The sequence below is a fragment of the Clostridium sp. Marseille-Q7071 genome (genome assembly GCF_965112025.1).
The window spans coordinates 1,671,311-1,698,221 of the sequence record NZ_CBCOPR010000001.1 but is presented as its reverse complement, the minus strand read 5'-3'; the positions used below and the strand labels follow the sequence as shown (position 1 = coordinate 1,698,221).

General features: G+C 27.2%; 29 protein-coding genes and 1 riboswitch. Of the genes, 7 read left to right on the top strand and 22 right to left on the bottom strand.

Annotated features, from left to right (window positions below):
• Positions 1-85 precede the first annotated feature (85 nt).
• From rpiA to ACWPW7_RS07835, 8 genes are all read right to left on the bottom strand, one after another.
• Positions 86-757, bottom strand: coding sequence for a ribose-5-phosphate isomerase RpiA (rpiA, locus tag ACWPW7_RS07870; protein ID WP_454053066.1), 672 nt, complete (start codon positions 755-757; stop codon positions 86-88).
• A 48-nt stretch (positions 758-805) separates the two neighbouring features.
• The gene (locus ACWPW7_RS07865; RefSeq protein ID WP_454053065.1) at positions 806-1,351 is read right to left on the bottom strand and encodes a GNAT family N-acetyltransferase; all 546 of its coding nucleotides are present in this window, start codon (positions 1,349-1,351) and stop codon (positions 806-808) included.
• A gap of 307 nt (positions 1,352-1,658) precedes the next feature.
• Positions 1,659-1,862, bottom strand: a complete 204-nt coding sequence (locus ACWPW7_RS07860) for a sigmaY antisigma factor component (RefSeq protein ID WP_454053064.1) — start codon at positions 1,860-1,862, stop codon at positions 1,659-1,661.
• Positions 1,855-2,253: a hypothetical protein gene (locus tag ACWPW7_RS07855; protein ID WP_454053063.1), complete on the bottom strand. Its 399-nt coding sequence runs from the start codon at positions 2,251-2,253 to the stop codon at positions 1,855-1,857. The genes ACWPW7_RS07860 and ACWPW7_RS07855 overlap by 8 nt, the downstream gene beginning before the upstream one ends.
• A complete protein-coding gene (gene sigY, locus ACWPW7_RS07850) occupies positions 2,250-2,780 on the bottom strand; it encodes an RNA polymerase sigma factor SigY (RefSeq protein WP_454053062.1) in 531 nt (176 codons plus the stop codon). The genes ACWPW7_RS07855 and sigY overlap by 4 nt, the downstream gene beginning before the upstream one ends.
• Before the next feature lie 363 nt (positions 2,781-3,143).
• Complete coding sequence (locus ACWPW7_RS07845) at positions 3,144-3,830, bottom strand: cadmium resistance transporter (RefSeq protein ID WP_454053061.1); 687 nt, start codon at positions 3,828-3,830, stop codon at positions 3,144-3,146.
• Positions 3,831-3,995: 165 nt separating this feature from the next.
• Positions 3,996-6,131 (bottom strand): M1 family metallopeptidase, encoded by a 2,136-nt coding sequence (locus ACWPW7_RS07840; protein WP_454053060.1) that lies wholly within the window; start codon positions 6,129-6,131, stop codon positions 3,996-3,998.
• 255 nt (positions 6,132-6,386) lie between these two features.
• Entirely contained in the window at positions 6,387-6,761 is a 375-nt protein-coding gene (locus tag ACWPW7_RS07835) for a hypothetical protein (RefSeq protein WP_039636775.1), read from the bottom strand.
• Between the two features lie 194 nt (positions 6,762-6,955).
• Between ACWPW7_RS07835 and ACWPW7_RS07830 the strand changes: the two genes are divergently transcribed.
• A complete protein-coding gene (locus ACWPW7_RS07830; protein ID WP_454053059.1) occupies positions 6,956-7,681 on the top strand; it encodes an HAD family hydrolase in 726 nt (241 codons plus the stop codon).
• Between the two features lie 431 nt (positions 7,682-8,112).
• Here the strand turns inward: ACWPW7_RS07830 and ACWPW7_RS07825 are convergent, their stop codons facing one another.
• The 10 genes from ACWPW7_RS07825 to ACWPW7_RS07780 all read right to left on the bottom strand — a co-directional run bounded on the left by ACWPW7_RS07825 (position 8,113) and on the right by ACWPW7_RS07780 (position 17,596).
• The gene (locus tag ACWPW7_RS07825) at positions 8,113-8,517 is read right to left on the bottom strand and encodes a VOC family protein (protein ID WP_454053058.1); all 405 of its coding nucleotides are present in this window, start codon (positions 8,515-8,517) and stop codon (positions 8,113-8,115) included.
• Between the two features lie 268 nt (positions 8,518-8,785).
• Positions 8,786-10,024, bottom strand: a complete 1,239-nt coding sequence (locus tag ACWPW7_RS07820) for a nitrogenase component 1 (RefSeq protein ID WP_454053057.1) — start codon at positions 10,022-10,024, stop codon at positions 8,786-8,788.
• Between the two features lie 267 nt (positions 10,025-10,291).
• Positions 10,292-10,486: riboswitch (cobalamin riboswitch) on the bottom strand.
• A 278-nt stretch (positions 10,487-10,764) separates the two neighbouring features.
• Complete coding sequence (locus ACWPW7_RS07815; RefSeq protein ID WP_454053056.1) at positions 10,765-12,126, bottom strand: MATE family efflux transporter; 1,362 nt, start codon at positions 12,124-12,126, stop codon at positions 10,765-10,767.
• 67 nt (positions 12,127-12,193) lie between these two features.
• Positions 12,194-13,018, bottom strand: a complete 825-nt coding sequence (locus tag ACWPW7_RS07810) for a MerR family transcriptional regulator (protein WP_454053055.1) — start codon at positions 13,016-13,018, stop codon at positions 12,194-12,196.
• 166 nt (positions 13,019-13,184) lie between these two features.
• Positions 13,185-13,751 (bottom strand): NUDIX hydrolase, encoded by a 567-nt coding sequence (locus ACWPW7_RS07805; RefSeq protein ID WP_454053054.1) that lies wholly within the window; start codon positions 13,749-13,751, stop codon positions 13,185-13,187.
• 399 nt (positions 13,752-14,150) lie between these two features.
• Positions 14,151-14,462 carry a DUF3795 domain-containing protein gene (locus ACWPW7_RS07800; protein ID WP_454053053.1) on the bottom strand — a complete coding sequence of 104 codons (312 nt, stop codon included), beginning with the start codon at positions 14,460-14,462 and terminating at the stop codon, positions 14,151-14,153.
• A 125-nt stretch (positions 14,463-14,587) separates the two neighbouring features.
• Entirely contained in the window at positions 14,588-15,004 is a 417-nt protein-coding gene (locus tag ACWPW7_RS07795) for a pyridoxamine 5'-phosphate oxidase family protein (protein ID WP_454053052.1), read from the bottom strand.
• A gap of 68 nt (positions 15,005-15,072) precedes the next feature.
• Positions 15,073-15,981 (bottom strand): helix-turn-helix transcriptional regulator, encoded by a 909-nt coding sequence (locus ACWPW7_RS07790; protein ID WP_454053051.1) that lies wholly within the window; start codon positions 15,979-15,981, stop codon positions 15,073-15,075.
• 778 nt (positions 15,982-16,759) lie between these two features.
• Positions 16,760-16,906 carry a hypothetical protein gene (locus ACWPW7_RS07785; protein WP_454053050.1) on the bottom strand — a complete coding sequence of 49 codons (147 nt, stop codon included), beginning with the start codon at positions 16,904-16,906 and terminating at the stop codon, positions 16,760-16,762.
• 123 nt (positions 16,907-17,029) lie between these two features.
• Positions 17,030-17,596 carry a class I SAM-dependent methyltransferase gene (locus tag ACWPW7_RS07780; RefSeq protein ID WP_454053049.1) on the bottom strand — a complete coding sequence of 189 codons (567 nt, stop codon included), beginning with the start codon at positions 17,594-17,596 and terminating at the stop codon, positions 17,030-17,032.
• Between the two features lie 632 nt (positions 17,597-18,228).
• On the opposite strand from ACWPW7_RS07780, the gene ACWPW7_RS07775 reads away from it, so the two are divergent.
• A complete protein-coding gene (locus tag ACWPW7_RS07775) occupies positions 18,229-19,050 on the top strand; it encodes a GNAT family N-acetyltransferase (RefSeq protein WP_454053048.1) in 822 nt (273 codons plus the stop codon).
• 672 nt (positions 19,051-19,722) lie between these two features.
• Here the strand turns inward: ACWPW7_RS07775 and ACWPW7_RS07770 are convergent.
• Positions 19,723-20,412 carry a Crp/Fnr family transcriptional regulator gene (locus tag ACWPW7_RS07770; RefSeq protein WP_454053047.1) on the bottom strand — a complete coding sequence of 230 codons (690 nt, stop codon included), beginning with the start codon at positions 20,410-20,412 and terminating at the stop codon, positions 19,723-19,725.
• Between the two features lie 94 nt (positions 20,413-20,506).
• On the opposite strand from ACWPW7_RS07770, the gene ACWPW7_RS07765 reads away from it, so the two are divergent.
• From ACWPW7_RS07765 to ACWPW7_RS07755, 3 genes are all read left to right on the top strand, one after another.
• A complete protein-coding gene (locus tag ACWPW7_RS07765) occupies positions 20,507-20,929 on the top strand; it encodes a DMT family transporter (protein WP_454053046.1) in 423 nt (140 codons plus the stop codon).
• A gap of 11 nt (positions 20,930-20,940) precedes the next feature.
• Positions 20,941-21,405 carry a DMT family transporter gene (locus ACWPW7_RS07760; protein ID WP_454053045.1) on the top strand — a complete coding sequence of 155 codons (465 nt, stop codon included), beginning with the start codon at positions 20,941-20,943 and terminating at the stop codon, positions 21,403-21,405.
• Between the two features lie 482 nt (positions 21,406-21,887).
• Positions 21,888-22,574: a YjjG family noncanonical pyrimidine nucleotidase gene (locus ACWPW7_RS07755; protein ID WP_454053044.1), complete on the top strand. Its 687-nt coding sequence runs from the start codon at positions 21,888-21,890 to the stop codon at positions 22,572-22,574.
• A 105-nt stretch (positions 22,575-22,679) separates the two neighbouring features.
• Here the strand turns inward: ACWPW7_RS07755 and ACWPW7_RS07750 are convergent, their stop codons facing one another.
• Positions 22,680-23,189 carry a GNAT family N-acetyltransferase gene (locus ACWPW7_RS07750; protein WP_454053043.1) on the bottom strand — a complete coding sequence of 170 codons (510 nt, stop codon included), beginning with the start codon at positions 23,187-23,189 and terminating at the stop codon, positions 22,680-22,682.
• A gap of 302 nt (positions 23,190-23,491) precedes the next feature.
• Here ACWPW7_RS07750 and ACWPW7_RS07745 point away from each other — a divergent pair, with 302 nt between their 5' ends.
• A complete protein-coding gene (locus tag ACWPW7_RS07745) occupies positions 23,492-24,550 on the top strand; it encodes an NAD(P)-dependent alcohol dehydrogenase (protein WP_454053042.1) in 1,059 nt (352 codons plus the stop codon).
• Between the two features lie 212 nt (positions 24,551-24,762).
• Here the strand turns inward: ACWPW7_RS07745 and ACWPW7_RS07740 are convergent, their stop codons facing one another.
• Together ACWPW7_RS07740 and ACWPW7_RS07735 are read right to left on the bottom strand one after the other, a co-directional pair.
• A complete protein-coding gene (locus ACWPW7_RS07740; RefSeq protein ID WP_454053041.1) occupies positions 24,763-24,996 on the bottom strand; it encodes a hypothetical protein in 234 nt (77 codons plus the stop codon).
• Positions 24,997-25,182: 186 nt separating this feature from the next.
• The gene (locus tag ACWPW7_RS07735) at positions 25,183-26,061 is read right to left on the bottom strand and encodes an aminoglycoside phosphotransferase family protein (RefSeq protein ID WP_454053040.1); all 879 of its coding nucleotides are present in this window, start codon (positions 26,059-26,061) and stop codon (positions 25,183-25,185) included.
• A gap of 626 nt (positions 26,062-26,687) precedes the next feature.
• Between ACWPW7_RS07735 and ACWPW7_RS07730 the strand changes: the two genes are divergently transcribed.
• On the top strand, positions 26,688-26,771 hold the full coding sequence (locus ACWPW7_RS07730; protein ID WP_454055484.1) for a hypothetical protein: 84 nt from the start codon (positions 26,688-26,690) through the stop codon (positions 26,769-26,771).
• Positions 26,772-26,911 lie beyond the last annotated feature (140 nt).

Genomic DNA, 26,911 nt, shown 5'->3' with positions numbered 1-26,911 from the left:
TCTCAATACATTAATTGTTTAAGATTATTATACACTAAACTATATTAAATATATCTATTTAAATTTATAATTATACCTATATTTTTTAATTGTATTTATTTATAATTTCAACTGTATTTTCTCTTCCTACTATAACCATATCAGCAATATCAAGAAATAATCCTGTATCCACAACTCCAGAAATCATTTTTATGGTTTTTTCTAATTTATAAGGATCTTCTATCTTTTGTATAAATAAATCTATTATATAATGCTGTCCATCAGTAACATAATAACCATTATCATTTTTTCTAATAACAGGGCTTAGACCTAACTCCTTTAATTTATTAAAAATTTGCCGATATGCAAATGGAACTACCTCTATAGGAAGGTGAAATTTACCTAAAGACTTTACCATTTTACTTTTATCAACTACCCATATCACCTTTTTTGATGAGTTGGCAACTAATTTTTCATATAATAATGCGCCTCCCCCTCCTTTTATTCCATTTAACAGATCATCAACCTCATCTGCACCGTCTATGGTCAAATCAACATAATCTACTTTATTAAGAGATATTATAGGTATTCCTAATGATTCAGCAAGCTTAGTAGTGGAATTAGAGGTAGAAACCGCCTTAATATTTAGTCCTTCTTTTACTCTTTCAGATAATTTTACAATTGTATAGTACACAGTTGATCCGGTTCCAAGTCCTACAATCATGTTATCTTTAATAAATTCAACTGCCTTTTCACCTGCTATTTTTTTACTATTCATCACTCCACCTCACTTTTATTAGATATATTCTTTCGTAGTCTAAATAATTTATACTTTTAACTTCATAACATCATATGTAAAATTTGAATCTTCAAAGCTGTAATGATATTTCCCTGTTTCTCTAAAATCGCATTTTTTATAGTAATTTATAGCCTTTATATTACTTTCAAGCACAGTTAACCAAACTGTAGCAGGAGAAAATTTTTTAAAAAACTTTTTACAAGTTTTCATAAATTCAAGTCCTATACCGAGCCCATGGTATTGTGATAATATATATATTTTTTGTAACTGTAATTGATTTTCGTCATCTATCTCGTCATAGAAAGAATTTTCTTTTATCTTAGCATATCCAACAGGATTATTATCCAAATATACTATAAAAAAATGATTATTTTCTTTGCTCAAACTTGATTTGATTTTCTCAGAATTAAATGTTGCCTGTAGATATCTATCTAATACTTCTGGCTTAAATAAATGTCCAAAAGTTTCATCAAAGGTTTTCTTCCCTAAGAAAGATATCTCATTATAATGTTCTATACCAGCTTTTATAATTTTTATTTCCCTATTTCCTATAGAATTTATCATCTTTTCCATTATTATTCTCCCCATTCAATATATAATTTACAATATACATTTTCCTTTAAGAAATCATTAAAATGCTTAAAGGCTTTCTTATATTTAAATTATACTTATAACTTAATAGTTTTTCTTCCTAAATTTTGCTATGTAATTTTAATAATAACTTCTTCAATATTTTTTATATAAATTTTCAATTTATAACCTTATAAATCTATAGACAACGAATTAATGCTTATCCAACTTGGATAAGCATTAATTTGCATATTTATTTTATATACTAGTATATTTTAGCTAAATAATATTTCAATTTTAAAATCAAAAATTAATTATTTTTTTCTATTTTCTTCTTTTCAATTCTCTTTCTTACTATTAAATAGAGCATTAAATTTGTGGGAATGTTAAAAGAACATAATAGGCCCCAAAACCAATAATATTTATTTCCTCTTTTTCTTGCATCTCTAAAAACCCATGTTCCTTGTATAATAAGTATTATAAAAAGAAATATATAAATAATTTTATTATCCATTAGATTCACTTCCTTTTATTTGTTTAATGGATATAAATACTAGTATAATGGGTGATACAATTACTGCTAAGATCAAATAAATTTCAAATAAATTTGGAAGGATTATAGAGGTAAATACTCCTATAGATATAATTGATATGCAAGTACACAAGAATATTAATAGCTCCCATTTTTCTTTTTTTCTATTTTTTATTTCTTCACCTTTTAAAATATTTTCTAGTATGTTTACATTTATTTTTTCATCATCTGCTATTTTTATAGTTGAAGTTAGTTTTTTTAATTTTTGCTCCAATTCCATTACTTCTAGTGCGTTGTCTTCTATGACTTTATTATCAAATTCCTCATTATAATATTTATCTATAATATTTTCTTCTAATTTTTTTCTAGTCATTGATTATTACCTCCTTCCAATCTTTTCATTAAATATTTAACAGAATAATGAAGTCTAGATCTTACTGTACCTATAGGACACTTTAAAATCTCACTTATCTCTTCATATTTATAGTTATAATAATGCTTTAATATAAACACTGCTCTTTTTTCCTTAGGAAGTTCTTTTAATAACATTAATATATTTTCATAATTCAATTTAGCTATAATTTCTTCTTCTATATCTACTTTTGAGATTTCCTCATAATTTTCAATAGATACAAATCTTTTTTTCTTTTTTAAACTATCTCTATAAATATTAGTTGCAATAGTAATCATCCAAGTAGAAAACTTTCCAGTAGGTTTATATTTTTTTATATTCAATACAACCTTTACCACAGTGTCATTTATAATATCAGAGGCTTCATCTGCATTTCCTGTTAGCTTTAAAACATATCCTGATAAAATATTATAATTATTTAAAATTAGTTTATTTAATGCACTTTTATTTCCATTTTGTGCTTCTTTTATCAACTTTTCATCACTCAAAGTGAAACCTCCTTTCTCTTATCTTCCCCCACATTATATAACTGTTTTTATCATCAAAAAGTTCAAAGTTTTATTTAAATTATTTTTTATATAATAACTCTAAATTATTTTTCTCTTTCCATATTTTGATGAAAACTTCTTAAGTTAAATCACAGTATGTATTATACTATGATACATTTTTATGAATAAAGCTATGTACATTTTATGGCATCTTTTAATATGTAAACTCTATTGAACTATCCTACTAAATAAAAAAATTGTATGTCATCTTATTAAATAACATACAATTAAGTGGCCTAATATCTGTAAGTGATAGTATAAAATTCATCAATCTATAACTAAATATCAAGCTAGATAGTTATATTAAAATATCTTTTTATAAATAAAAGCTAAAGTTTTACTATCTATTAAAATAAAAATTCCTAACATTATAAATATTATTGGAACAAAAATATGCCTATATTTTTCAATAAATTTTTGCACAAGTAGATGCTTTGAAAGTTTTAGAGCAATAAAACACCATATTCCTATCAAGAACATAAAAATTATTACTGTTACTATAATATTTACTAAATCCATCCTTGTAAAAAGAGGTATATAGATTCCAATATTATCTCCACCATTAGCAAAAGTTACACTAAACACTTTTATAACAGCTGAATTAATAAATCTTCTACTGAAAGTTTTCTGCTCCCTAATTTCAGTATTAGTTATTTCTTCAAATTTATTATTCTCAATGTCTTTAACTTGTCGATAGGCTATATTTTCCTCGCTTTTACTTTTTTTCTTATAATCCACATATGCCTTTATCCCTAAATACATTGGTACAAATCCAAGAATACCTATATATTCATATGGAATTATAGATACTCCTAATGATCCTATAATACTTATTATAATTAATGCTCCAATCCCTAAATATTGTCCAATAACTATGTGATGAGTCTTCATAACATCACTTGTTTCTGAAAAAAATATCATAAGTATAAATATGTCATCAATGTTGGTACTAATAAAAGAAACAAAAGCCATTATTATTGTGCTAATCAATAAAATCCACCTCTATATTATAATCTTTTAGCTTATATCTTTAATTTATTATAATAAATACTTTAATATACAAATATATATTAAACCTATAGATATTTCTTAATAAAATAAAGATATGTATCCTATAATAACATTATAGAAAATACATATCTTTATCTTTAAATTTTATTTATCATAATTTCCCTTTAAAGTTTTGTCATTAAAGTTTAAAATAAATTGTTTATCATAAAAATCAGCACCATTTAATAAATTAAAACTTTCAAGTTTATCTATTCCTAAGAAAATTAAAACATTATTGTTTTTATTTTTTGAAGTGTTAGAAACTAACATTCCTGATATGTTATTATTTTTTATAGTAGCATCATTGAATTTAATTTCTTCTTTTGAAAAATCTATAGGAAGCTTGTCTATAATAAGGTTAAGTGCTGTATTTTCATTATTATCTCCAATAAATACTAAACTCTTTTCTTTAAGCTCATTCTCTGTCATATCTTTGTCTTCTTTGATTATAACATTTAATCCAAAGCCATCTTCTAGAGTCATTTTTAATGTATTTATCATTGCGTTAAGCTTACCCATATCTTCTTTAGCTATGTTTGATTTTGAAGGCTTTACTAAATATACATCATAATTATCTAAAGCTTGTACAAGAAATGCTCCAAAATTATCTTTTCCTTCTTTTCTTAAGTAATTAATATATTGTTTAGCCCCCTCTCTTCTTTCTTTGCTTCCTTCTTTCTTCATTTCCCCAAGTTCAGCTAATTCAGTTTCATTTAATTTAAGATTTTCAGGATAAAAATCTTTAGAATTGATATTCGATAACACTTGTTCCTTTGCTGCTTGTCCACCAATTCTTTCAATTACATCTAAAAGTGAATCCAAGGTAGCATTTTTTAATGTATTTTCACTATAATAAGTTCTTATTATCTCTAAAAATTTTTCTTCTCCTACCTTTTGTCTAAGATTTTCAAATACTAATGCACCCATGCCATAAACTGTTTTGCCCCATTCTCTTGGATTTATTTCATTTACAGATGAATTTATCGGACTTGAAATATCTTTAAAATAATCTATCCTATCTCTTAAACTAAGTGCTATACCATGCTGTGAATATTTACCTTGAGTTTTTTCAAAATAATATGCAGTAGAAAAAGCTGTTAATGATTCATCTAAAAAAGGATTTTTAAATTCATTGTTACCTACAGTTACATACCACCATTGATGTGCTACTTCATGAACCATTGATTCTTCTGTAAACGCAGAATTAACATTATATTTCCCCATTTGAATTAATTGAGGATACTCCATAGCAAATCCCTGTACATAGGTTTCCACAGTATCAAATTCCTTATATGGATACTTACCAAAGTTTTTACCAAAGAAACTTAATGCATCTATAGTTAAATTTAGTAATTCTTCAGCATTTTTAGTAGTATTTTCATTTCCATCATAAATATAAAAGCTATTAACTGTTATATCGTCTACTTCTTTAGTAATAACTTTAAATTCTGGACTCATAATAAATACAAAATCTCTAACTTTTTCAGCTATAATATCATAAGTTTTAGTACCATCTTTTTCTTTTTTGCTTGAATTAGTTATACCAGTAGAAGCCAATTCCATATTGCCTGGAACATTTATAGAAGCTTTATAATTTGCTATATCACTATAATTGGATTCTCCTACAGGATGGAAGGGATTTTCATCCCAAGTATCAGTTTCACTATCATAAATAGATATTATTGGATACCAATTTGTAACAGAATAAACTTTATTGTAATATCCTAATCTATTTTGGCTCATAGGTAATTTAAGTGTAAAATCTATTTTTATATCTACAATTTCATTTGGTTTTATATCTGCTGAAGGTATAATTTTTAAGATTTGGTTATCTTGAGTAAATTTTATTTCCTTATTTCCAATAGTAACTTTAGTTATGTTTATATCATCAATCTCTTCTTCTTCAAGCTTTTCCTTTTGTATACCCATACTAGGCATTGTCTCTACACTTCCATAAGAATTAGCATATAGATGAAATACTAGTGATTTTAGATTTTTTCCATAAGTATTAGTAAATTTAACACTTTCAGTAGCTGTAAATGTCTTATTAGGCTCATTAAATTTAACATTAATATTGTATTGAGTTAAATTATCCTCAGTAGTAAATACAGAAGCAGTTGATTTATTACTTGGTAATTGTTCTAGTGCATCTGCAAATACTATAGGTGAATTAAAGGACAGTAGCATTACCAATAGGAGAATACTACTTAAGATTTGTTTGCAAAGTTTTCTCTCAAACAATTAAAATCATCTCCATTTACTATTTTTTACTTATTATGTATATAGTATCATATTTTATAAAATTATGTATATTATTTCTATATATAGCATTAATGTAATAATTAAATAATTTGAATAAAAAATGATGGATACCTTGGCTTTTTACCAATTCATCCATCATTTCTAATATACTAAGATTATTTTTATTCGGTTTTAATAAATCGTAAAATGATTAAAACTTTCGATTTTTTGCAAGCTCTTTTCCATTTATTTATATTAACTAACTGGCTTACATGATTGAATTTTTAGAGCTGGTGATTGAGGTGGAATTGAACTAGTCATTATTTCACTTAATCTAATAAACACAACATCACCTTTTGCAAAATTGCCTTCTTTAACTTCTTTACCTTCACAATCTAAAATTTTAGTATCTGGTCCAACTATAGCTATTAATTTTTCTTTATATACCTTCTGTCCTTTTATGTATCCTTCTGCCAATACCATAGTATTTCCCTGATTATCTTTATTAACTTCTAAAACTTCACCCATAAATATTGGTCCTCTATGTTTTTCTCTAGCCATTACAGGAATACCTATAGAAACAATAAAAAGAGCAACTAAAGCTGATATTATTATATTCTTCATCTTCATAATTTTAAATACCTCCTTATATACTTTATACAAAATTATCTTTCGCTATTAATAAAATATTATTCTTTATATACTAAAATACTTTTTTAAATAATATTATATTTTTAAATTTATAGTTTCTTCAACACAGAAGTTTTTTAATTATTTGCAAAATGTTATTATTATAATAATTACTAAATCATGGAGGATGGTATATGTTTAATAATATTAAGGTTATATATTTTGACATGGGAAATACTCTTTTACATTTTCATTACGGTGATTCTGATGAAGAGAAAGATATGGTCGGACTTTACAAATTAACTCAATATTTAAATAAATTTCACTCTAAAATAAGCTTTGAAGAAGTCAGAACGGGATTTTATAATAAATGGATGAGCATTATGAATTTAAGAAAAGAAAATCTTATAGAATATCCTATTGAAGGATTTTTAAATGAGTTTCTTAAAACCTATGATGTAAATCTTACAATTAACCAGTGTATTGAAGCAATACATATATTTTATAATGAATATAAAAAACAACTCCACTTTGAAGAAAACCTTCATGAAACACTAAGTGAAATAAGAGAAAAAGGATATAAAGTTGGTGTAATTTCTAATACTTGTTATTACGATGAGGTTATGATTGATTGCTTTAAAATTTCAAATTTGTATGAATTAATTGATGATTTCACCTTTAGCTATTCTCTAAAATTATGTAAGCCAAGAGAGGAAATATTTAAAAAAGCCTTAAAAAAAATGAATGCATGTGAAAAAGAGGCTATTATGGTAGGTGATAATTTAAAATGTGATATTAAGCCAGCCTTAGATTTAGGTATGAAGACTATATGGTTAAACAAAAATCAAAGTAAAAATCCTACAGAAATAAAACCACATATTATAATTTCTAATTTACATGAAATAAATGAGTTTATATAATCAATTCACAATTAAGAATTGATTAACTGTAGCGGCGAACACTGTTCGCCATATATTGCTGAATAAATATTAAATTATAAGGCACAAAGTGTAAATTGGCATTGCTAAAGCCCTAAGGTGCAGTAGGCAATAACACTATATACCTCTTATTGAACAGTATTATAATTATATTACTTATCTCTAAAGTTTTAATACAAATTAACTGATTTTGGCTCCAAGCTATACTGCACCTCAGGGGAACCCTAAAGGACTTCACTACTGTTCCCCAGAGGTGGAATATACATTTAAGAAATTATTTTGATTAAAAATAATTTCAACCATAATTGTCAATTTCCCATTGTCCATTGTCAATTGTTTAAAGTTGTGAATTGAAATACTCAAGTATGTAATTACATTGAATTATAAAGTTAATTTTCAATATAGTTTTTTATCTATATGTCCATATCTCTCATTTCAATTTCAGTACCTTCCGGCGCTTTAATTTTAAATAGATATCCATCTTCAACTTTATAAATTTCTTTTCCATCTTTAATCTTGAAATTGTTATAACCTAACTTTTTTATTCTATCAAATTCTTTTTGAATATCATCAACTAAAAAACACATATGTACTATTCCTTCGTTTAATGAACTCCAGCTATTTAACTTTTCTCCCTTTCTACCAGTTTGCAATTCAATCATAAATGTTCCTAATCTCAACCAAGTATTAAAATCTCTGCTATGAAAATTTGCTGTTTCTGTAACTAATTCAAATCCTAAAATCTTAGTGTAAAATTCAAGTGATTCTTTATACTTTTCTGTTTGAATGCAGACATGATGCATCATCTTTATGCTCATAATATATTCCCCTTTGTACATATAATTAAATAATGTTTTCTATTAAATTATATAGGATATTGATATAATTTCAAATAATTATAATTCCTATATATTGATGAAAAACTTAAATAAATTTAATAAAGAAAAAAACCGTGGTCACCCACGGGAAAAAATTTTTTTATTATATCAGAAGGGAATACTAATTGTGACTTAGCTATCAACATACTAAGTCACACTTAATATCTATGATAATATTAAAGATTATTAGCTTTTAATTAAAATAATTTTATGAGATTATTCCTTGCAATATTTCTTCCATTATAAATCTCATTCCATTAAAACCAACCAGTGGTTTTCTATCATATATAAGTATTTTTTTCACATTTGGACTACTAATTTGTATTTTTGAGGATGCTTCATTTAAACTATAAATAAATTCTCCATCCCCTAATAGTAGGTTAGTCTTACTATTTATTAGTTCGTTTTTCTTACTCTCTGTAGGGTTTACATATAGCTTTCTTTCTATCTTCTCATTAAGCTTTATATATTCGCCTTTTAAATTGTGGTTTATTACTACAGATTCTACTTCAAGCCCTAATTCTTCCTCTACAAATCTACTCATTCCATTTACAACATCGTAATATCCAGTAACTAAACACTTAGTATTATTTATTACCTTTCTTGTATGATGTTTAAATCTTACAAGAGCTTCTCTACATTTAATCTTACTTTTTTCTAAATAATCACTATTGCATTTTATTCCTGTTAACTTTTCTATGGATTCAATAAAATTCAAAGTACCACTGGTTCCATAAAGGCATGGGGTTATATATTCCATATTATATTTTTTCTTTAGTATTTTTGAAGCATCTATTCCTTCAGATCTTACAACTATGTTAAAGCTTGCTTCAGAAGCTTTTTTTATTTTTTCAATAGAACTTCCATTTGTAAATATTGTGTGTATTTTCATTCCAAAGCCCTGTAACATAATTTCTTCTATTTCTAATAAATCACTATTAAAATTATAGTAATCTGGAGTAAATCCAATTACATTATAAGTCATATACTTTTTCTCCTTAGGAGGCTCTACAATTTTATTACAGAGCATTTTCAATGCTTCTCTTATACCTAAAGAAAAATCTCCTTTTGGTTTTCCAAAATATAGGGGGATGACTTTTCCTTCTAGTTTACCATCCATCTTAAGAAGAAAATCTTCTCCATCAAATCCAATAATTGAACATAGAATTGATGGGGCTACGAAAATAATCTCGGGTTTTCTATCATCATATATTTCTAAAATTCCTTTTTTAAGCGGTTCTATGTCTCCAGAAATAACTTGAGATTCATCTAATTGACAACAATAAACTTCTCCTTCTCTATCAACATTAAATTTTTCATATATGGAATTTAAATAATGGGCTGTACTTATAGCTCCATACTCCACAATTATGCTATTTTTAATGTTTAAAAGTGTCCATAAAAAACCCATTCTAAAGTTAGGTAACGGTAAAAAACTATTATTCATGTCTATCCCCCTTTACAATTTTATGACTCTTTCTATTTTAAAAAACTTACTACCAAAGATAAATCTCATATATTAATTGAATCATAAATATTTTTATAATCTTAAATTCAATCTATGCTATATTAATAAGATTTTAAGTTATGATTTTAAAATATACGTAAAAAAACTTCTCAACCACAAGGATTAAGAAGTTATACGCCAATATAAATATACATCAATTATGTATATTTAACAATTCCAAAATAACACTCACCATCTCTCGTAGTTTAACTGTGTTTAGATATAGGCAGGTCTTCTGGCTAAAGAATCAACACTTTCCTACCCTTCCCAAACAAAAGTTCAGTGGCACAACTAGGAAAATTCCTCTCTTACAGCGACGGGATCGCGTGGGATTTACACCCAACTTCCCTTTTAATCAATTAAAATATTTACTTTAATTGAACCTAATCTATTCTATTTACTTTTCAACATTTAAAATGTTATCATAATTCAAAATATTTTTCAAGTAGCAAATTATAATATTTTTCTCTATTTTAAAAATATATTAAATAACTTATGAAATTTTCATAATGAAAAGTAGAGAAATACCCTATCAGTAATTTTTTATGATATAACTTTTTACTAAACTCATTCTACTTTTAAAAAATATATCTTATAAATTAAAAATAATGATATAACTCTTTCAAATAATATTAACAAATATTATATTTAAAAATAAAGTACTAGATAAATCTAGCACCTTATTTTTCTACTACTTCTGCTTGTTTTAATGTGTAACTTTTTTTAAATTTCTTAAAACATATAAATGATACTATTAAACTTATGCTTTCAGCAAAAGGTACTGTTAACCATACACCATTAATCCCAAAAATTTTAGGTAATATCATAAGTCCTATTAAAATAAATATAATACCTCTACTAATAGAAACTATAGATGATGCTCTGGCGTTTTCAATTGATTGGAAATAGGAAACCATAGAGATATTGCATCCCATAAATATGAACGCCATGAAATAAAGTTTTATACCTCTTACAGCCATAGTCATTAATTCAGTGTTCTCATTATTAAATAAAGAAACTATAAATTTAGGGAAAATTAAACCTATAGAATAAAATATTATTCCAAATATTCCTGCTGTTACAATAGCTAATTTCAAAGATTTATAAACTCTTTTTTCTTTTCTAGCACCATAATTTATACTTATTATTGGCTGTATTGCTTGTGCTATACCATAAAATATAGCTGCACAAATTAATGAGATATTAGCTATTATACTATAGGCAGAAACCCCTATAGAACCTACTAATCCCCAAATAACATTATTAAAAGCAAATATTATCATTGCATTTGACATTTCCATTATAAAACTTGGTGTACCATTTTTAAATATTCTAGTTATAGTATGAATATTTAATTTAAATTTATTAATTTTTACTTTTAAAGTATTATTACCTTTTATAAAGTGAAGACTTAATAAAAGTAAAGTTATTGTTGGAGAGCAAACTGTAGCTGTTATTGCACCTTTCATTCCCCATCCTAATTTCATTATAAATATATAATCTAGCACTACGTTTGAAAGATTACCTATTAGCACACTCCACATAGCAAGCTTTGGATTTCTATCATTCCGAACAAATACTGATAGCATTTGAGATAATATAAATGCAAAACTAAACATCATTAATAGTCCTAAATAATCTTTAACTAGTGGAAATATTTCTTCTGTAGCTCCTAAAAAATAACATAATTTATCAACGAATACTACACCAAAAACAGTAAATAAAAGTCCTAGAAATATACTTATTACAACAGAAGTTGTAAATATTTCATTAACCTTATCATACTCTTTTTGCCCCATAGATACAGAAGCTGCTGTAGCTCCTCCAATTCCTAATAAAAGTCCCACAGCACCTAGTACATTATACATTGGAATAGCAATACTAAGAGCTGCCAATCCCTCACTTCCTACTCCACGGCCAATAAATATAGTATCAAAAAGTATATTTAAAGATATTCCAAGCATACCAGCAATACTTGGAATTAAATATTTAATAAATATCTTTTTTATATCATCATTTAATAAATCTGCTCTCTTGCTCATATTATTACCTCCCCTTAAAATAAAATTGCAACTAAAGGTTATTTTAAAGGTTATAGTAGCTATAATGTCAAGAGTTTTTAATAGGAATTTGTATTTCTTTTATATATTCCCCTTTATAATCGGAAAAAGCACTATCTATTATAGTTATTAATATACCGTCACCTATAACTTCTAATTTATTATCTTTTATATATCTCATCAATTCTTCATAATATTTTCCACATTCATCATTATCTCCATTATATGCAATAGTGGCATATTTACCTTTATGTAAAATATTTAGATGTTCTCCATTTATTATATCTTCCTCAAATATTAATCCTACGGTTTTACAATGATTATAGTTACCTTTTTCTATATCTTCCTTTGACGTAATACATGCTATTACTCCATTAAAGAGTGAAAGATCATCTTTAAGTATTTTATATAGTTCTTTCAAACCATACTCAAAATCTATAGTGTCAATATGATGTTCTAAATTAAAATATGATATTTTTCTAGATTTTAGCTCTCTAATAGAGCATTTATAAGCACTATCATCATTTTGATAACTTTCAATTAGTTCTACCCTACTTCTTATACTATTTAAATGTTTATTAAGGGTTTCTATTTCTCTTATTATCATTTTTTCCTGATGTTTTAATAACTTTATCATGGAATTTAAATCTCTATCATGGAAATAATCTTTTATTTCCTCTAATGGAACCCCTAATTTTTTAAAGAATAGTATTGAATCCAAGGTAGCAAACTGCTCAATGTCATAGTATCTATACTTATTTTCATAATCTATATGTTGAGGTTTAAAAAGGCCTATTTTATCATAATATCTTAGGGTTTGTGCGGATATATTATGAAGTTTAGCCATCTCACCTATTAAAACCTTATTTCTCACAAGCATCCATCCTTTCAGAATATTTTTTATTTAATGTTGGTATCTAAAATAATAAGCTAAAGATTTTATATATTTTATATAGAAAAAGCCTTGTCATAAAAACAGACAAGACCTTTAAACATTATATTGTGCTAACTTAGAAAATACATGATGGACAACACATACATCATTTAGTGTATTGTTTTGCTCTTTTTATAAGTTTGCCATATAAATAAACATCATGTGCATCAAAATGTTCTACTGTAAACATTTGAGTTTCAAACCATTCTACATCAGTATTCTCGTCTGGCTTTACTACCAATTTCTCAAGTTCATTACATATAAGTATATATGCTATTGATAAATGCAGATGAGAACTGACATATTTTCCTCTCTTATTATGGCCAAAAACCGAAAGAATATCAATAGATGCAATTTTTTTAGATAGAGGAGCCATATTTAATACACCAGTTTCTTCTCCTGCTTCCTTAATAGCTACATGTAATAAATCTGAATCACCATCAGCATGTCCACCTGTCCATGCCCATACGCCACGAATATTATGGTGAATCATTAATACTTTATCTAATGATTCATTCATTAGAAATCCTGAACTTGTAATATGTGCAATCTCATTTGTCCTTAGCAAAACATTATCTCTATACTGGTCAATATAATTCAAAATTATTTTTTTGTCGTTATATTCCTGCTGGTTATCTGGTATGAACTTAACGATTTCCTCTATAAAATCCATCCTTTCTGTACCTCCAAAATTATGTACAATGTAAAAACTATTACTTCATACTTACAATGTACAACGTCCCATATGTATATTCAATCCACCTAGTAAAATCCCTTTGTATTAGCCCTTTTTTGAATTAAAAACTCTCCTTTAAGGTTATATATATTCATGTATCACTGCACAATACTGTCCTTCTGGTGAACTCTTACCCTTAGGTGCTATTTTACCACTTCTACTTTCATCTTTATTTAATATGTTAGAATATTCCATAAACCCTCTTCCTAAATTCATATATGTATGTTTCATAATTAAAATTATCTTCTAAAAAATTATACCATATTTAACTAAATATACATCAATATATTTAGTTAATATGGTATATTTTTTAGAATTTTCTTTCAATTTAAATTACTATTTATCTGGATTCAGTGTCCTTAATTTTAGATAAGTTTCTTTGCCACTTGCCCAATTTTTTAAATTAATTAACCGTTCACCATTATCTCCATGCTCTTCATTATTAAAGACCTCTTGCAGTCCTTCGCAGGGCAGCTGTGAACAATGTCCACAATGATTATATCCCTTATCAATTGAGCATTTTGCAATTGAACATTCTCCCCAGAAGGGCTTACTTTCACAACCTTGACAGCCTGGACAGTTTGTTTTTTCCTTCCATTCACATACTCCACAATAGGCACCACACATTCCAATCATTTTTTTATCCATATATGATTCCCCATTCTTATTTTGAAAAATATTTTATTGAAAAAAAATTTCTCCTATATAATAAATCATAAAATTTTCATTTAATTTATTAAAGATTTTCTCATAACAAAATATCTCTAAAACTGCTAATTAAGAAATCTTAAATCATCGAATATATTGTCAATCCAAACTTGAATATATTTCGTTTCAAATTTTAATATGCAGTATTCAGGATCATTAATTCCAAGTGGGAAATGTTCTATAAACCAGTCTTGCCAAAGTTCTTCCTTTATATTTTTATCTTCTATAATGGTAATATCACCATTTAATGTAATGTTATTACGATCTACATTATAACAAATGCTAGCCTTACAATTCCTTTGAAAATTCTTAGTCTTATTAGAGCTTGTCCCTGTAGAAAACCATGCAATATTTATTCCTTCTGCCTTTAAATTTGATATTGTAGCAGTTCTTGGATAGCCGTCTTCATCAATGGATGAAATAGTAGCCACTTCTGCTCTCTCCATTAACTCTCCAGCCTTTATAAGTAAATCTTTTGTCATATAAAAAACATCCTCTCTATCTTTTTTCTATATGATATCACAGTGAACTTGCCAACTGTATGTCATGTTCATTTATACTTATTTAAAATATTCCCTGCAGATACTTTTAGCTGATCTATTATAAATTTAGGTGATAAAACTTCTACCTTATCACCTAGTCCCATTATAAACTTTATGGCAAAATCATGATTAGTATAATGCAAATCAAATTTAATACGGTTATCCTCAGTAATTTCATATGAATTCACTCCATAACTCTCAACCACTTCATACTCAATAGATCGATCTATAAGCATAGTAATAACTTTTTCATCTTTAGTAAAATAGTTATCTAATTCTGTTAGTTCAGTTGGAATGTGACGAGTAGTAAATTTTATATCACTTTCTTTAACAGAATTCATCCTATTAAGCTTAAAAAGTCTAAAATCCTTACGTAATTTACAATAACCAAAAACATACCATGCAGACCATTTAAAAGTAATAAAATAAGGTTCTATACATCTTTTAGATATTCCCTTAGGGGAGAAATATTCAAATGTCACTTTACTTTTATTATAAATTGCTTTTTTTAATATACTTATTTTCTGAGAAAGGCTTGTTTTATAAAATGAAGATAAATCTATAAACATGTTGTTACTAACTGATATAGTATCCTCTTCCTTTGGCATAAGCTTTTCTAAAAGTAACTTAACATTACTATCATGTGATATGCTTTCTATACTTTTTAAGCCTATCATTATATTTTCAAGCTCCTCAATGGTGAACATATTTTTATTAAGCTTATATCCCTCTGAAATACCAATACCTCCATTGCCACCTTGATAGGTTACTATTGGTATTCCAGCTTTACATAAATCTTCTATATCCCTATATATGGTACGTATTGATACTTCAAATTTTTCAGCTAAATCCTTTGATTTTACTTTATCATTATTTAAAAGGACTGTTATTATACCTAGTAATCGATCAATTTTCATTATAATACTTCTCCTTTGATAATATTTCTGCATAACCGTAGCGGCGAACAGTGTTCGCCATATATTATTAAATATATCTTAAACTATAGAACGTATTTAAAAAAACTGGCGAGCACTATTCGCCCCTACAATAAAACACTAGCAAATGTAGCCTCTCCATAGTATTAGTTAAATTTATTAGTATTGTTCCGAGCTATACTGCACCTCAGGGGAACCCTTATACAATTGAGAATTGACGATTGACAATGGAGAATTATTGATACTTCTCTTTCTATAAGAGAAGTTCTAAATTTATTTCTTTTCAAAGTGACGCAATAACTTTTATTGAAAAATTTACTTAAAGAAATTAATTTGTGAAAATTAATTTCCACCACAATTGTCAATTCTCCATTTTCAATTCTCAATTGATTAAGTTCCCCAGAGGTGGAAAACTAGCAATTGTATTGCTAGCTAAAAAATCCATTAAAGAAATTATTTTGATTAAAAATAATTTCCATCTTAATTGTGCACTTTACATTGTGAATTAAAATACTAAAAGTTTTAACGTAGTTTATCTATATATTACAGCTTATTATAGTAAAATAAAACACCGTAAAACTTGCTGTTATACGGTATTAAAATATACATTAATATCTTTAAATCTTATTTATTGAATTATTAGTACATCATTTAATACGATAATCATAATTATCTTCATTTTATATTATGAATTAAAAAGAATGCTCTGATAAAGCAACAGTTTATTCAGAGCATTCCAGTTGTAGATATTATAAAATACCTATAGCTTTTCGATTACATAAATAATGTTCATTCCGCAGTCTAACGTCCCTGGTAATTTAGTAAATTCAATCTCTTTTCTTATAAGGAGTTCCCAAAATTCTTTATCTTGTTTTGCTTTGGATAAAGTTTCTTCTTGTGAATGCATAAATAACCCTGCAGAACTTTTTTCCAGAATCTTTACCTGTTTTCCTTCGAACAAAGCATCAAGTTCCTTACTTGTCAGCATGTGTACATAATGCTTACTCTCTACTGGATAATGCTCTTCATCTTACATCCCAGTGGTAAATAGCCATTCTGTCGCATCAATTCCGAACATACCTTTTTCATATATTACCCCATCAAAATGGTACACTAATGCACCTATTAATGACATTGACCCAAGAATCAACTTGCCCTGCGATTTAAGTATTCTCAGCATTTCGTTTATTGCATTTTCTTCCTTATCGAATAAATAGTTAATAGGTCCTCCAATACATACAACAACATCATAAGTGTTATCTGCGATGCCTTCCAAATTAGTTATATCCAAAATTTTGAAACTCTGAACTTTATCAACTAACCCCAACTCCTCCATTTTTCTTTTGTTGATTTCAATTTGAACCGGGGATAAATCAGACGTAACTAAGGACTTGGACATATTCACAATATCTTTTGTGAATCTTCCTGCTCCTGCGCCTAGTTCAATAACATTATCTGAATCAGAGATATATCGTTTTAGTATATCAAGATGTACATGATATAATAGTTCTCCTAATCTATCCTTTTCCAGTCGTTCCCACTCTCTATTTCCAGATTTGTCATAGCGGGCTCTTGGAATTTCTGGGTTATACTTCATATTCATCACTCCTAAAATAATTAATTATTGCAGTATCTATATAAAAAATATCGCTAATGTCATCGCCAATCATAGCTATCACCTCCTAAAGTAACTTTTGATTTTTGTGGTACAAAAAAGAAAAACTCTCGTCCCTATAACAGGACGAAAGCCTAAATTTCGTTATACCACCTATTACGACATACCAACATATGCGTCCTTATTAACGGTAGGAATCCGGCATCCCTTACTAACATAGAGTATTCTAATGATTTCGGGTTACAACTCAGGAGGGATTTTCAGATGTTTTTCTACTAGTATCGGCTCACACCATTTCCGATTCTCTGTGACTTTCAATAAACACTTACTATCTCCGTCATAGTATTTAATGTATTTACTATATTATAAATGAATTAAAGATATTTGTAAATATATGTATATAAAGTGCTCTTTCTACTTACTGACACAGTATTATATCGTTTAGTCAATTATTCTTATAAAGATGTGTACATAAAACCTTGTAAATAAGTGTTTTAACTAGTATAATATAGAAAATTTTCTAAACTATTCATGGATTATATAGATTTATAAATGTAATCTATCAAAGGTACAATTATTCTAGAAAATAACGCTAAAAATGGGGGTGACGTTCTATGTATATAATTAAAGATAGCGAAAGAGAAGATATGTTAGAGGCTTATGATAAAGATAATAATTTAGTAGGAAAAGCTGTTATTTCGCCTTTTATGGAGTCAGATTTATATGAAAGACCTAGATTAAATATTTATATTGATATTATGGTGACAGATGTTACAAATAAGATTGAATTAAAAGATCAAATCTTTGATGAAATAATGAAGCGTTCACGAGTCATAAAAGAGAAGAATAAAGATTTAAATGTAAGAGTCTATCATTGTTGTTTTTCAGATAACAATGAGAACATAGCATATTATTCTTCTAAAGAAGGTTTTAAGTATGATGAAGGTATGCATGTAATAAAAAAAGAGATAACTGAGGATAGCTTTGAAATTTTAGATATTGATGGTATTAACTTTACCAAACTCGAATTTATAGATGAAGATGAGTTAATGCAATTGGTAGAAAAACAAAATAAAGTATTTACTTGGGGTTATTCTGTTAATGATTTAAAGAAATTGAGAAGCGAAAATCAGTGGTTTAGTATAGCAGCTAAACATGAAGGTGAAATTGTAGGTAATATCGTTATTGTTGTGAAAGAAGATGAAGTAAACACTAAATATGGTTGGGTAGATGATTTATTTGTCTCAAAAGAATGGCGAAAACGAGGCATTGGTAAAAATCTACTTATAAGAGCTTTTAAAAATTTAAAAGATTTAGACATTAAAGAGTCAAGATTAGAAGTTTGGAGCGCAAACAAAAGAGCATTATCCCTTTATAGTAGTGTAGGATATAAATTTTATAAAGAAACAGAGTCTTCAATTGGTATGTTCCTTTAGTATTTATGCTATCTGAAATACTAAAGCTTACCAATAATATTTCTTAATACTTATATACCTATAGATATTAGTATTAAACCAATAACTTGCATTAAAACCTATTTAAATAAAAGTTAGGATCAGTTAAAAAGAGAATAGCAACGCTATTCTCTTTTATCAAATCATATTTATCATCATAAACTATTTCCTCTAAGTATATAAGTATTAGAATATATACTCCTTTGAAAACTATCATGCTACAAAAGCACATTACTCCCTAAATGATAATGTTCTATATTACATTTCTTCATTTTGCACAAATTAAATATAATACGTTATAGGGATACAATGTGAAAACTTAATATATACTCTGGAAAATAAATTTTCTATAAAAACAGCTTAAATCCTTAGAAATTAAGGATTAATAATGAAGAATGAAGAATTCAGGAAAAAATTCACTAAAGGTGAATTTCTTAAAATAAAATTTGTTTTTAAAAAACTGCAAAGGCTTGGGCCGTGGAGTTTTAACCATAATTCTTCATCTTTCATTCTTAATTTTTCATTCATAGAAAAGATTTTTTGTTGTGGGAATTAAAATCATGCATAAGTTAAATTTTTATTGTGGAACCCTATATATAGTAGGTCAATAAAACACTTACTTCACATAATCATACATTGTACAGCATTCTAATATTATAGAGATTTTATATACAAATTTTTAGATAATTCTCGAAGTCTATCTTCATCTAATATATATATTGTTTTATTCTCACATTTTATAATTCCTTCTGTTTCAAGCTCTTTAAAAGTTCTGTTTAAGTGCCTATAGGTTGTTCCTAAAAACTGAGCAATTTCTATAAAAGATGAACTTAAAATTATATAATCTTTATCTGTTATATGCTCAACTAAATAGCTAGATAATCTATTTATAAGGGGATATACAAAGTTGTAGGAGCTATTATTAATAGTTGCATAAAGTTTTTCACTTAAGGAATCTATTAAATGGTGCAAAAACTTTATATTATTTAAATATTTTTTCCTAAGTATATCTGCAGGTATTGCTACCAGATAAGTATCCTCTATTGCATCTATATTGCACTTTATAGGTATATTTTTTAAAAGCTCTAAATCTCCTATAGTATTAAACTCTTTATAAAATTTTAAAAACATGGACTTCCCATTTTCAAAAAGATAAGAAATTTTAATTTTTCCATCTACAAGTAAATAATAGTACTGAAGTTCAGATTCTGCTTCTAGTATATATTCATCTTTTTCATAAAAATGAAGTTGTGCATACTTTAACATATCTTTATCAAAAATATTTTCCATATTATGTTTAGCAATATAATAGTTTAAAAGATTATTGTCTGAAATTCTTCTCATAAGATCCTCCTAACATGACATATGTCATGTTCAAGTTCATAGAAATATTGTAATTTATTTATATAGTATTGTAAAGTGTAGGAGGAATTTATGTATGTATAAGAACTTAGCACTTATAAATGGTGCCATACTTGCCATAATGATTTTTTTAAATGGAATGCTAGCCAATATAACAGGACCATATATGAGTACTCTAATATTTCATATAATAGGATTTATATTGATTATAATTATATCTATAATAAAGAAAAATAGACTTTCAAATTTAAAGAAATTACCGCTTATGTTTTTTCTACCAGGTATACTAAGTGTTATAACTATACTTTTAAACAATATATCTATCCCTAAAATAGGATTAACTCTTACTATAGGAATAACTTTATTTGGACAACTTGTAATGTCCAGCTTAGTAGAGCATTTTGGATTATTTGGAATGCCAGTTAACAAATTTAAGAAAGAAAAAATATTAGGATTTTCAATAATTTCGCTTGGAATAATAGTTATGATTATCATGTAAGGAGAGATAATATGATGTATATATTCTTATCATTCTTAACTGGAGTGACAATAGTTATAAATATGATGTTAAATGGAAAAGTTGCTCAAAAAGAAGGTATGATAAATGGAGTTATTATAAACTACTTAATGGCTACCATATCATCTATTTTATTATGCGCTATTATGATAAACTCCATGCCATCTTACTCTTCTATAAAGTCTATTCCCATCCCCTATTTTTTAGGAGGATTCATAGGAGTTTTAACAACTTATATGTTTAACATTATAGTTCCTAAAGTCCCAGCAGTATATGTAGTTATACTACGCTTTATAGGCCAAATGCTTGCAAGTGCTGTTATAGATTATATATACCTAGGCATTTTTTCTCAAGGTAAGGTAATTGGAGGAGCACTATTTCTTATCGGACTTATAATTAATGCAAGAATTGATAATAAGTATAAACAAAAAGATCTTAAATTAAATAAAAATGTTTAAATCAATTGAATTGTTCAATATTCTAAAGCTCTTTTATAAAAGAATTTGTATGTTACAATTAGAACTATTAAATTCAATGGATCTTGCTCCAATATACACTGTCCCCTTATACAATGGAGAATTGACGATTGGGAATGGAGAATTATTGATACTTTTCATTTATATTAGAAGCTTTAATTGATCTATTTTTAAAGTGACACAGTCACTTTTATTAAAAAATCTATTTAAAGAAATTAATTTATAAAATTAATTTTAGCTGCAATTCTGAATTGTCCATTCTTAATTCTCCATTAATTAAACCGTTCTCCAGAGGTGGGAAACTAGCAATTGTATTGCCAACAAAAAAACATATTAAAGAAATTAGTTTGATTAAAACTAATTTCATCCTTAATTGTGAATTTTGAATTGTGCACTCTTTAAGGTTGTAGCTATCTATCTATACATTTAATCTAAATTAATTTATATATATGAGGAGGTTTATTATGAAATACGAGATTATAATATTTGATGCAGATGACACTTTATTTGATTTTAGAAAATCCGAAAGAGATGCTTTTAAAAATGCTATGGTTGAATTTAATATAGAATATGATGAAAATTATCATTTAAAAATATACAGTGATATAAACACAGCTATATGGAAAGAATTTGAGGATGGACTTATTACCCAAAAAGAATTAAAAGTTGAAAGATTTAAAAGATTATCTGATAAATTAAATATTGACTTTGATGAGGTTGAATTTGCAAAATCATATATGAAGCATTTGTCTTTTGCATCCTTCCTATATGATGATAGTATGAACCTTATAGAAAGTTTACATAAAAATTATAGACTTTCTATAATAACTAATGGTCTTACAGAGGTTCAAGATAATAGAATAAGAAAATCTGCTATAGCAAAATACTTCGAGAATATAGTAATATCTGAGGAAGTTCAAGTATCAAAACCAGATTCTAAAATATTTGAGCTGACCTTAAACAACATGAAGTATACTGATAAAAGTAAGATATTGATGGTAGGAGATAGCTTAACATCCGATATACAAGGCGGAATAAATTTTGGTATAGATACCTGTTGGTTTAATCCTGATAAAATTACAAATAAAACGGGAATGAAACCTAATTATGAAATTTCTAATTTAATGGATCTTAAGGATATACTTAAATAATATGCAGTTATTTAATATAAAAATATTAAAACTAGAAAAAACTCTTGTAAAATTACTGATTATTTAATAATTTATTTAGGAAGTCAATTACACTTCCTAAATAAATTATAATAAGTTCATTTCAAATTCAATCTCATGTTTTATAGGTATATTAAATTCTCCAATCGTTGGTATTGATGGTTTTATCTTTCTTGCAATCTCTAAAGCATTGTGATAAATATGTACCATATCAAATCCACGCTTTTGATAGAATCGTATGACATTAATATTATCATTCGTTGTAATTAATTTTATTTTTGTATATTTTTCTTTAGTTGCCATTTCTATAACTCTATTTACAAGAGCAGTTCCAATACCTTGTTCTTCTTTCAAACTATCTAATGACATGATTTCACACTCATTACCAATAATTTCATATGTTACTAATCCAATGATTTTTTCACTTTCTACGGCAACAAAACCATCTAATATTGTCATATCAATGACTTCTCCTCTAACAACCATATCAGTAGAAAACCACTGTGACCTTATAAAATCATTTATTTGTTTTCGATTTTCAGGTGATATATTTATTATTTCCAATGTACATTTCTCCTTATTTCTATAAACATTCAACTAATTTTTTATTATATACTCCTATTTAATTATATTGATTTTCAATTTAACTTTCAAACATTTAGTATAATTATGTAAATACTACTTCTTCAACACATTTCTTTATTGTATAATCTTCAATCATGCACTATCTAATTAATCTTTATATAGCTACAAATGAACATTTCTAATTTGCAAAATATATATGTTTTTATAAAAACTATTATAATTGTATTGATATCAATATAAGTATGGTATAATTTGATATAAAAAAATAAGTTATTGTTTATACACATAAAATACAATTTTAGGAGGTGCACTTTATGAAAGGTTTTGGAATGAAATCAATAAATCAACCAGGATGGTTAGAAAAGGAAAAGCCTGTAGCGGGTCCTTTAGATGCAATTTTACGTCCTATCGCAGTTGCTCCTTGTTCTTCTGATGTTCATGTTTTACATGGTGGATCTAGTGAAAAGAAAGATTTAATATTAGGTCATGAAGCTATTGGAGAAATTGTAGAAGTAGGTAGTATGGTTACTCGTTTTAAAGTAGGAGATATTGTGGTTGTTCCTGCAGGTACCCCTGATTGGCTTGCTTTAGGTGTACAGGGGAAATACAACGCTCATGATACTGGATTAATGGGAAGCTTTAAGTTTTTATCTTCTAAAGATGGTGTTTTTGCAGAATATTTTCATGTAAACAATGCAGATTCCAATTTAGTTTTATTACCTGAAGGCATGGCACCAGAAGCAGCGCTTATGACTGTTGATATGATGTCTACAGGATTTCACGGTGTAGAACTTGCAGAAATTGGTTTTGGAGATACAGTGGTAGTATTAGGTATCGGTCCTGTTGGACTTATGGCAGTAGCTGGAGCTAAATTAAAAGGAGCTGGAAGAATTATTGTTGTAGGTACTAGGCCAAACTGTATTGAAATTGCAAAAGAATATGGTGCAACAGATGTTATAAGCTATAAAGAAGGAGACATTGTTCAGCAAATTTTAGGACTTGTAAAAGGTGGAGTTGACGCTGTTATTATTGCTGGAGGAAATCAAGATAGCTTTGCTCAAGCTATTGCTATGACAAAAGAAGGCGGTATAATTGCCAATGTAAATTTCTTCGATGTAAAAGATACATTGAGTATGCCTGCTTATCTTTGGGGACTTGGCATGAGTAATAAAGATATTCGTGGTGGATTTTGCCCTGGTGGTGCATTAAGAATTGAGAAACTTCTTAACATGATACAATATAACCGTGTTGATACAACTAAACTAATCACCCATAGATATTATGGATTTGATAAAATTGAAGAAGCATTTGATATAATGGATAAGAAACCAAAAGATTTAATTAAACCTGTAGTATTTATCGATTGGGATTAATTTAAATTTAAGTATATATAAAAATTAAATCAATTATATAATAGGGTGCTATCAGCACCCTATAGTTATTTTGTCCAGTTCTCTTCAGTAAACATAGGCATTATCCTCAATATTTCTTAGAATAACAATGAAAAAGTATGAATTTAAAGAATATAAAAATACCCTATCTCAGCTTCTGAATGATAGGATATTTACTAATTTATTTATATAATCTATTCTTTTTTTCTCTTTCCAAAAATATTTATGCCTGAAATAAGTGATAGCAATAATAACAACAATAATCTAAGCCAATCCATTAGAAGCCAAAACTCCCCACCATTTACAATTGCAGGACTTAAATTATATTCATCTGCAAATACACCCATATTCCAAAATAATTTAAGTGAAATAAGTAGCGAAACAACACTAAATATGAACACTAAAATAGACATTGCTTTTTTCTTCATTTTTATTTCTCCTTATTCAAAATATCTAGTATATAATATATTAGTCCCTTGTAATAACTATGTTTATCCACAGAATATATATAAACAATGTAGTCTATAACTTAATTAGAATTTGATGCACATTTTAAGAAGATTACGAATTACCTCAACGATAAATTGGAATTTATCGATTTCTTTTTATACTCATTATATGCAACCCTTATACCAAGTAGGAACAGGATTCTGCATATTATCATACCACGCAAGAACTTCTTTGGCTTGATTTATCATCGTATCAATTTCACTTCGCCCAAATGGAATTGCCCAAGGTATAGATGATAGAGTATTGCTTGAAATGTATAATGCAAGCAATCGCCAAAAATCCATTGGTACATTTCCATCAAAATAGCCATTTACCATGCCAGAAGCAAAAAGTGGAGATTTTTGTGCACTCCAAACAATTCGATCAAATTCCTCCCATGGATCACCAAAATCATCTCTGTCAAAGTCAATAATTTGCAGTTTGCCATCATAATCAATCATCATATTGCCGACATGGTAGTCACCATGCTGATAGCATTGTGGGCGACTTTTCAGCAAATAACGGTTTGTATTTATATAGTCAATAAAAGATTGTCCGTTTTTATATTTTATCGGACAATCTTTATACATTTGGATTTTTCGCTCGATTTTACGATTAAATCGTACCTCCCATTCCTCCTGCGTATCAGGCGCTGGAATAGTATGAATATGCTTTAGTATTTGACCCGCCTCAATCCCATAAGCATATTGTTCTGTATCAGTTAACATCGTAAGAACCTCTTCGAAATCCTTTCCTTCAATCCAACTTTGTAAGAAATATACGCCTTCGTCACAAGTGCCAAATGCAATCGGCTTACACATAGGCACACCGAGAGCCTCCACACACTGCATCATTTCAAATTCAACCCTCTTGCGTTCTTGTTGCTCTATTTTTGAAATACGTAACAAATATTTTTTCCCATCAGGTGTTGTAACGCAATATTTTTTATCATCTGACCATCCCTTTACAATCTGTATCCTGGTCTTAAAATCATATATAAACAATCCTACTCATCTCCTTCTAAAATACAAATATTCTGTTAGAAAATTACTATTTGTCTATATCTTTTTTAATAATCTTTATTTCGCCTTATTTTACAATTACCCATTTTACATTTTTTCGTATAATTTACCTCTGAGAACTTCTATATATTTATCTTCTTTATTCTTCATATGTGAATATAATCCTCTTATAGATAAACTACTTTAAATTTTAATGTATATCTCGAATATAGATTAACAGTTCGAGATATGAATTCACGACTTTTAGATTAATGCACAATGCACAATGTACAATTAAGGTTGAAATTATTTTTAGCAAAAAAATTTCTTTGAATGGATCTTTTAACTAGCAATAAATTATTAGTTATGTGGCGAACACTGTTCGCCGCTACAGAATAAATTCTAAATTTCTCAGAGGTAGCTGAGAAATATCCACAATTGTCCATTGTCAATCGTCAATTCTCAATTACATAAATATGGTATAATTAAGTTAAAATAGAAAAATTATAATTTACTGTAGGAATAGCTATGTCTGAATATAAATATGTGCCAACAACACTAGGAGGATTTTTTCTAGTGCTGACCATCATGAAATCATAGATAAATATGCTAAAAATGGATGGAGATTAGTGCAAGTTCTTCCTATGTATTATAATTCTCATGGAAAACCTACAGATTACGAAATAATATTTGAAAAAGAAATTACTCAATAATATAGGGGATAAGCTAATCCTATGGTAACTGAAAAGAATATTATTTGAAATGATAAACAAAAACTTATTGAAATATTTACAAAACAAGTGAGTAATGATATTCCATTCAATATATACTTGAAACAAGTTCATAACTTTTA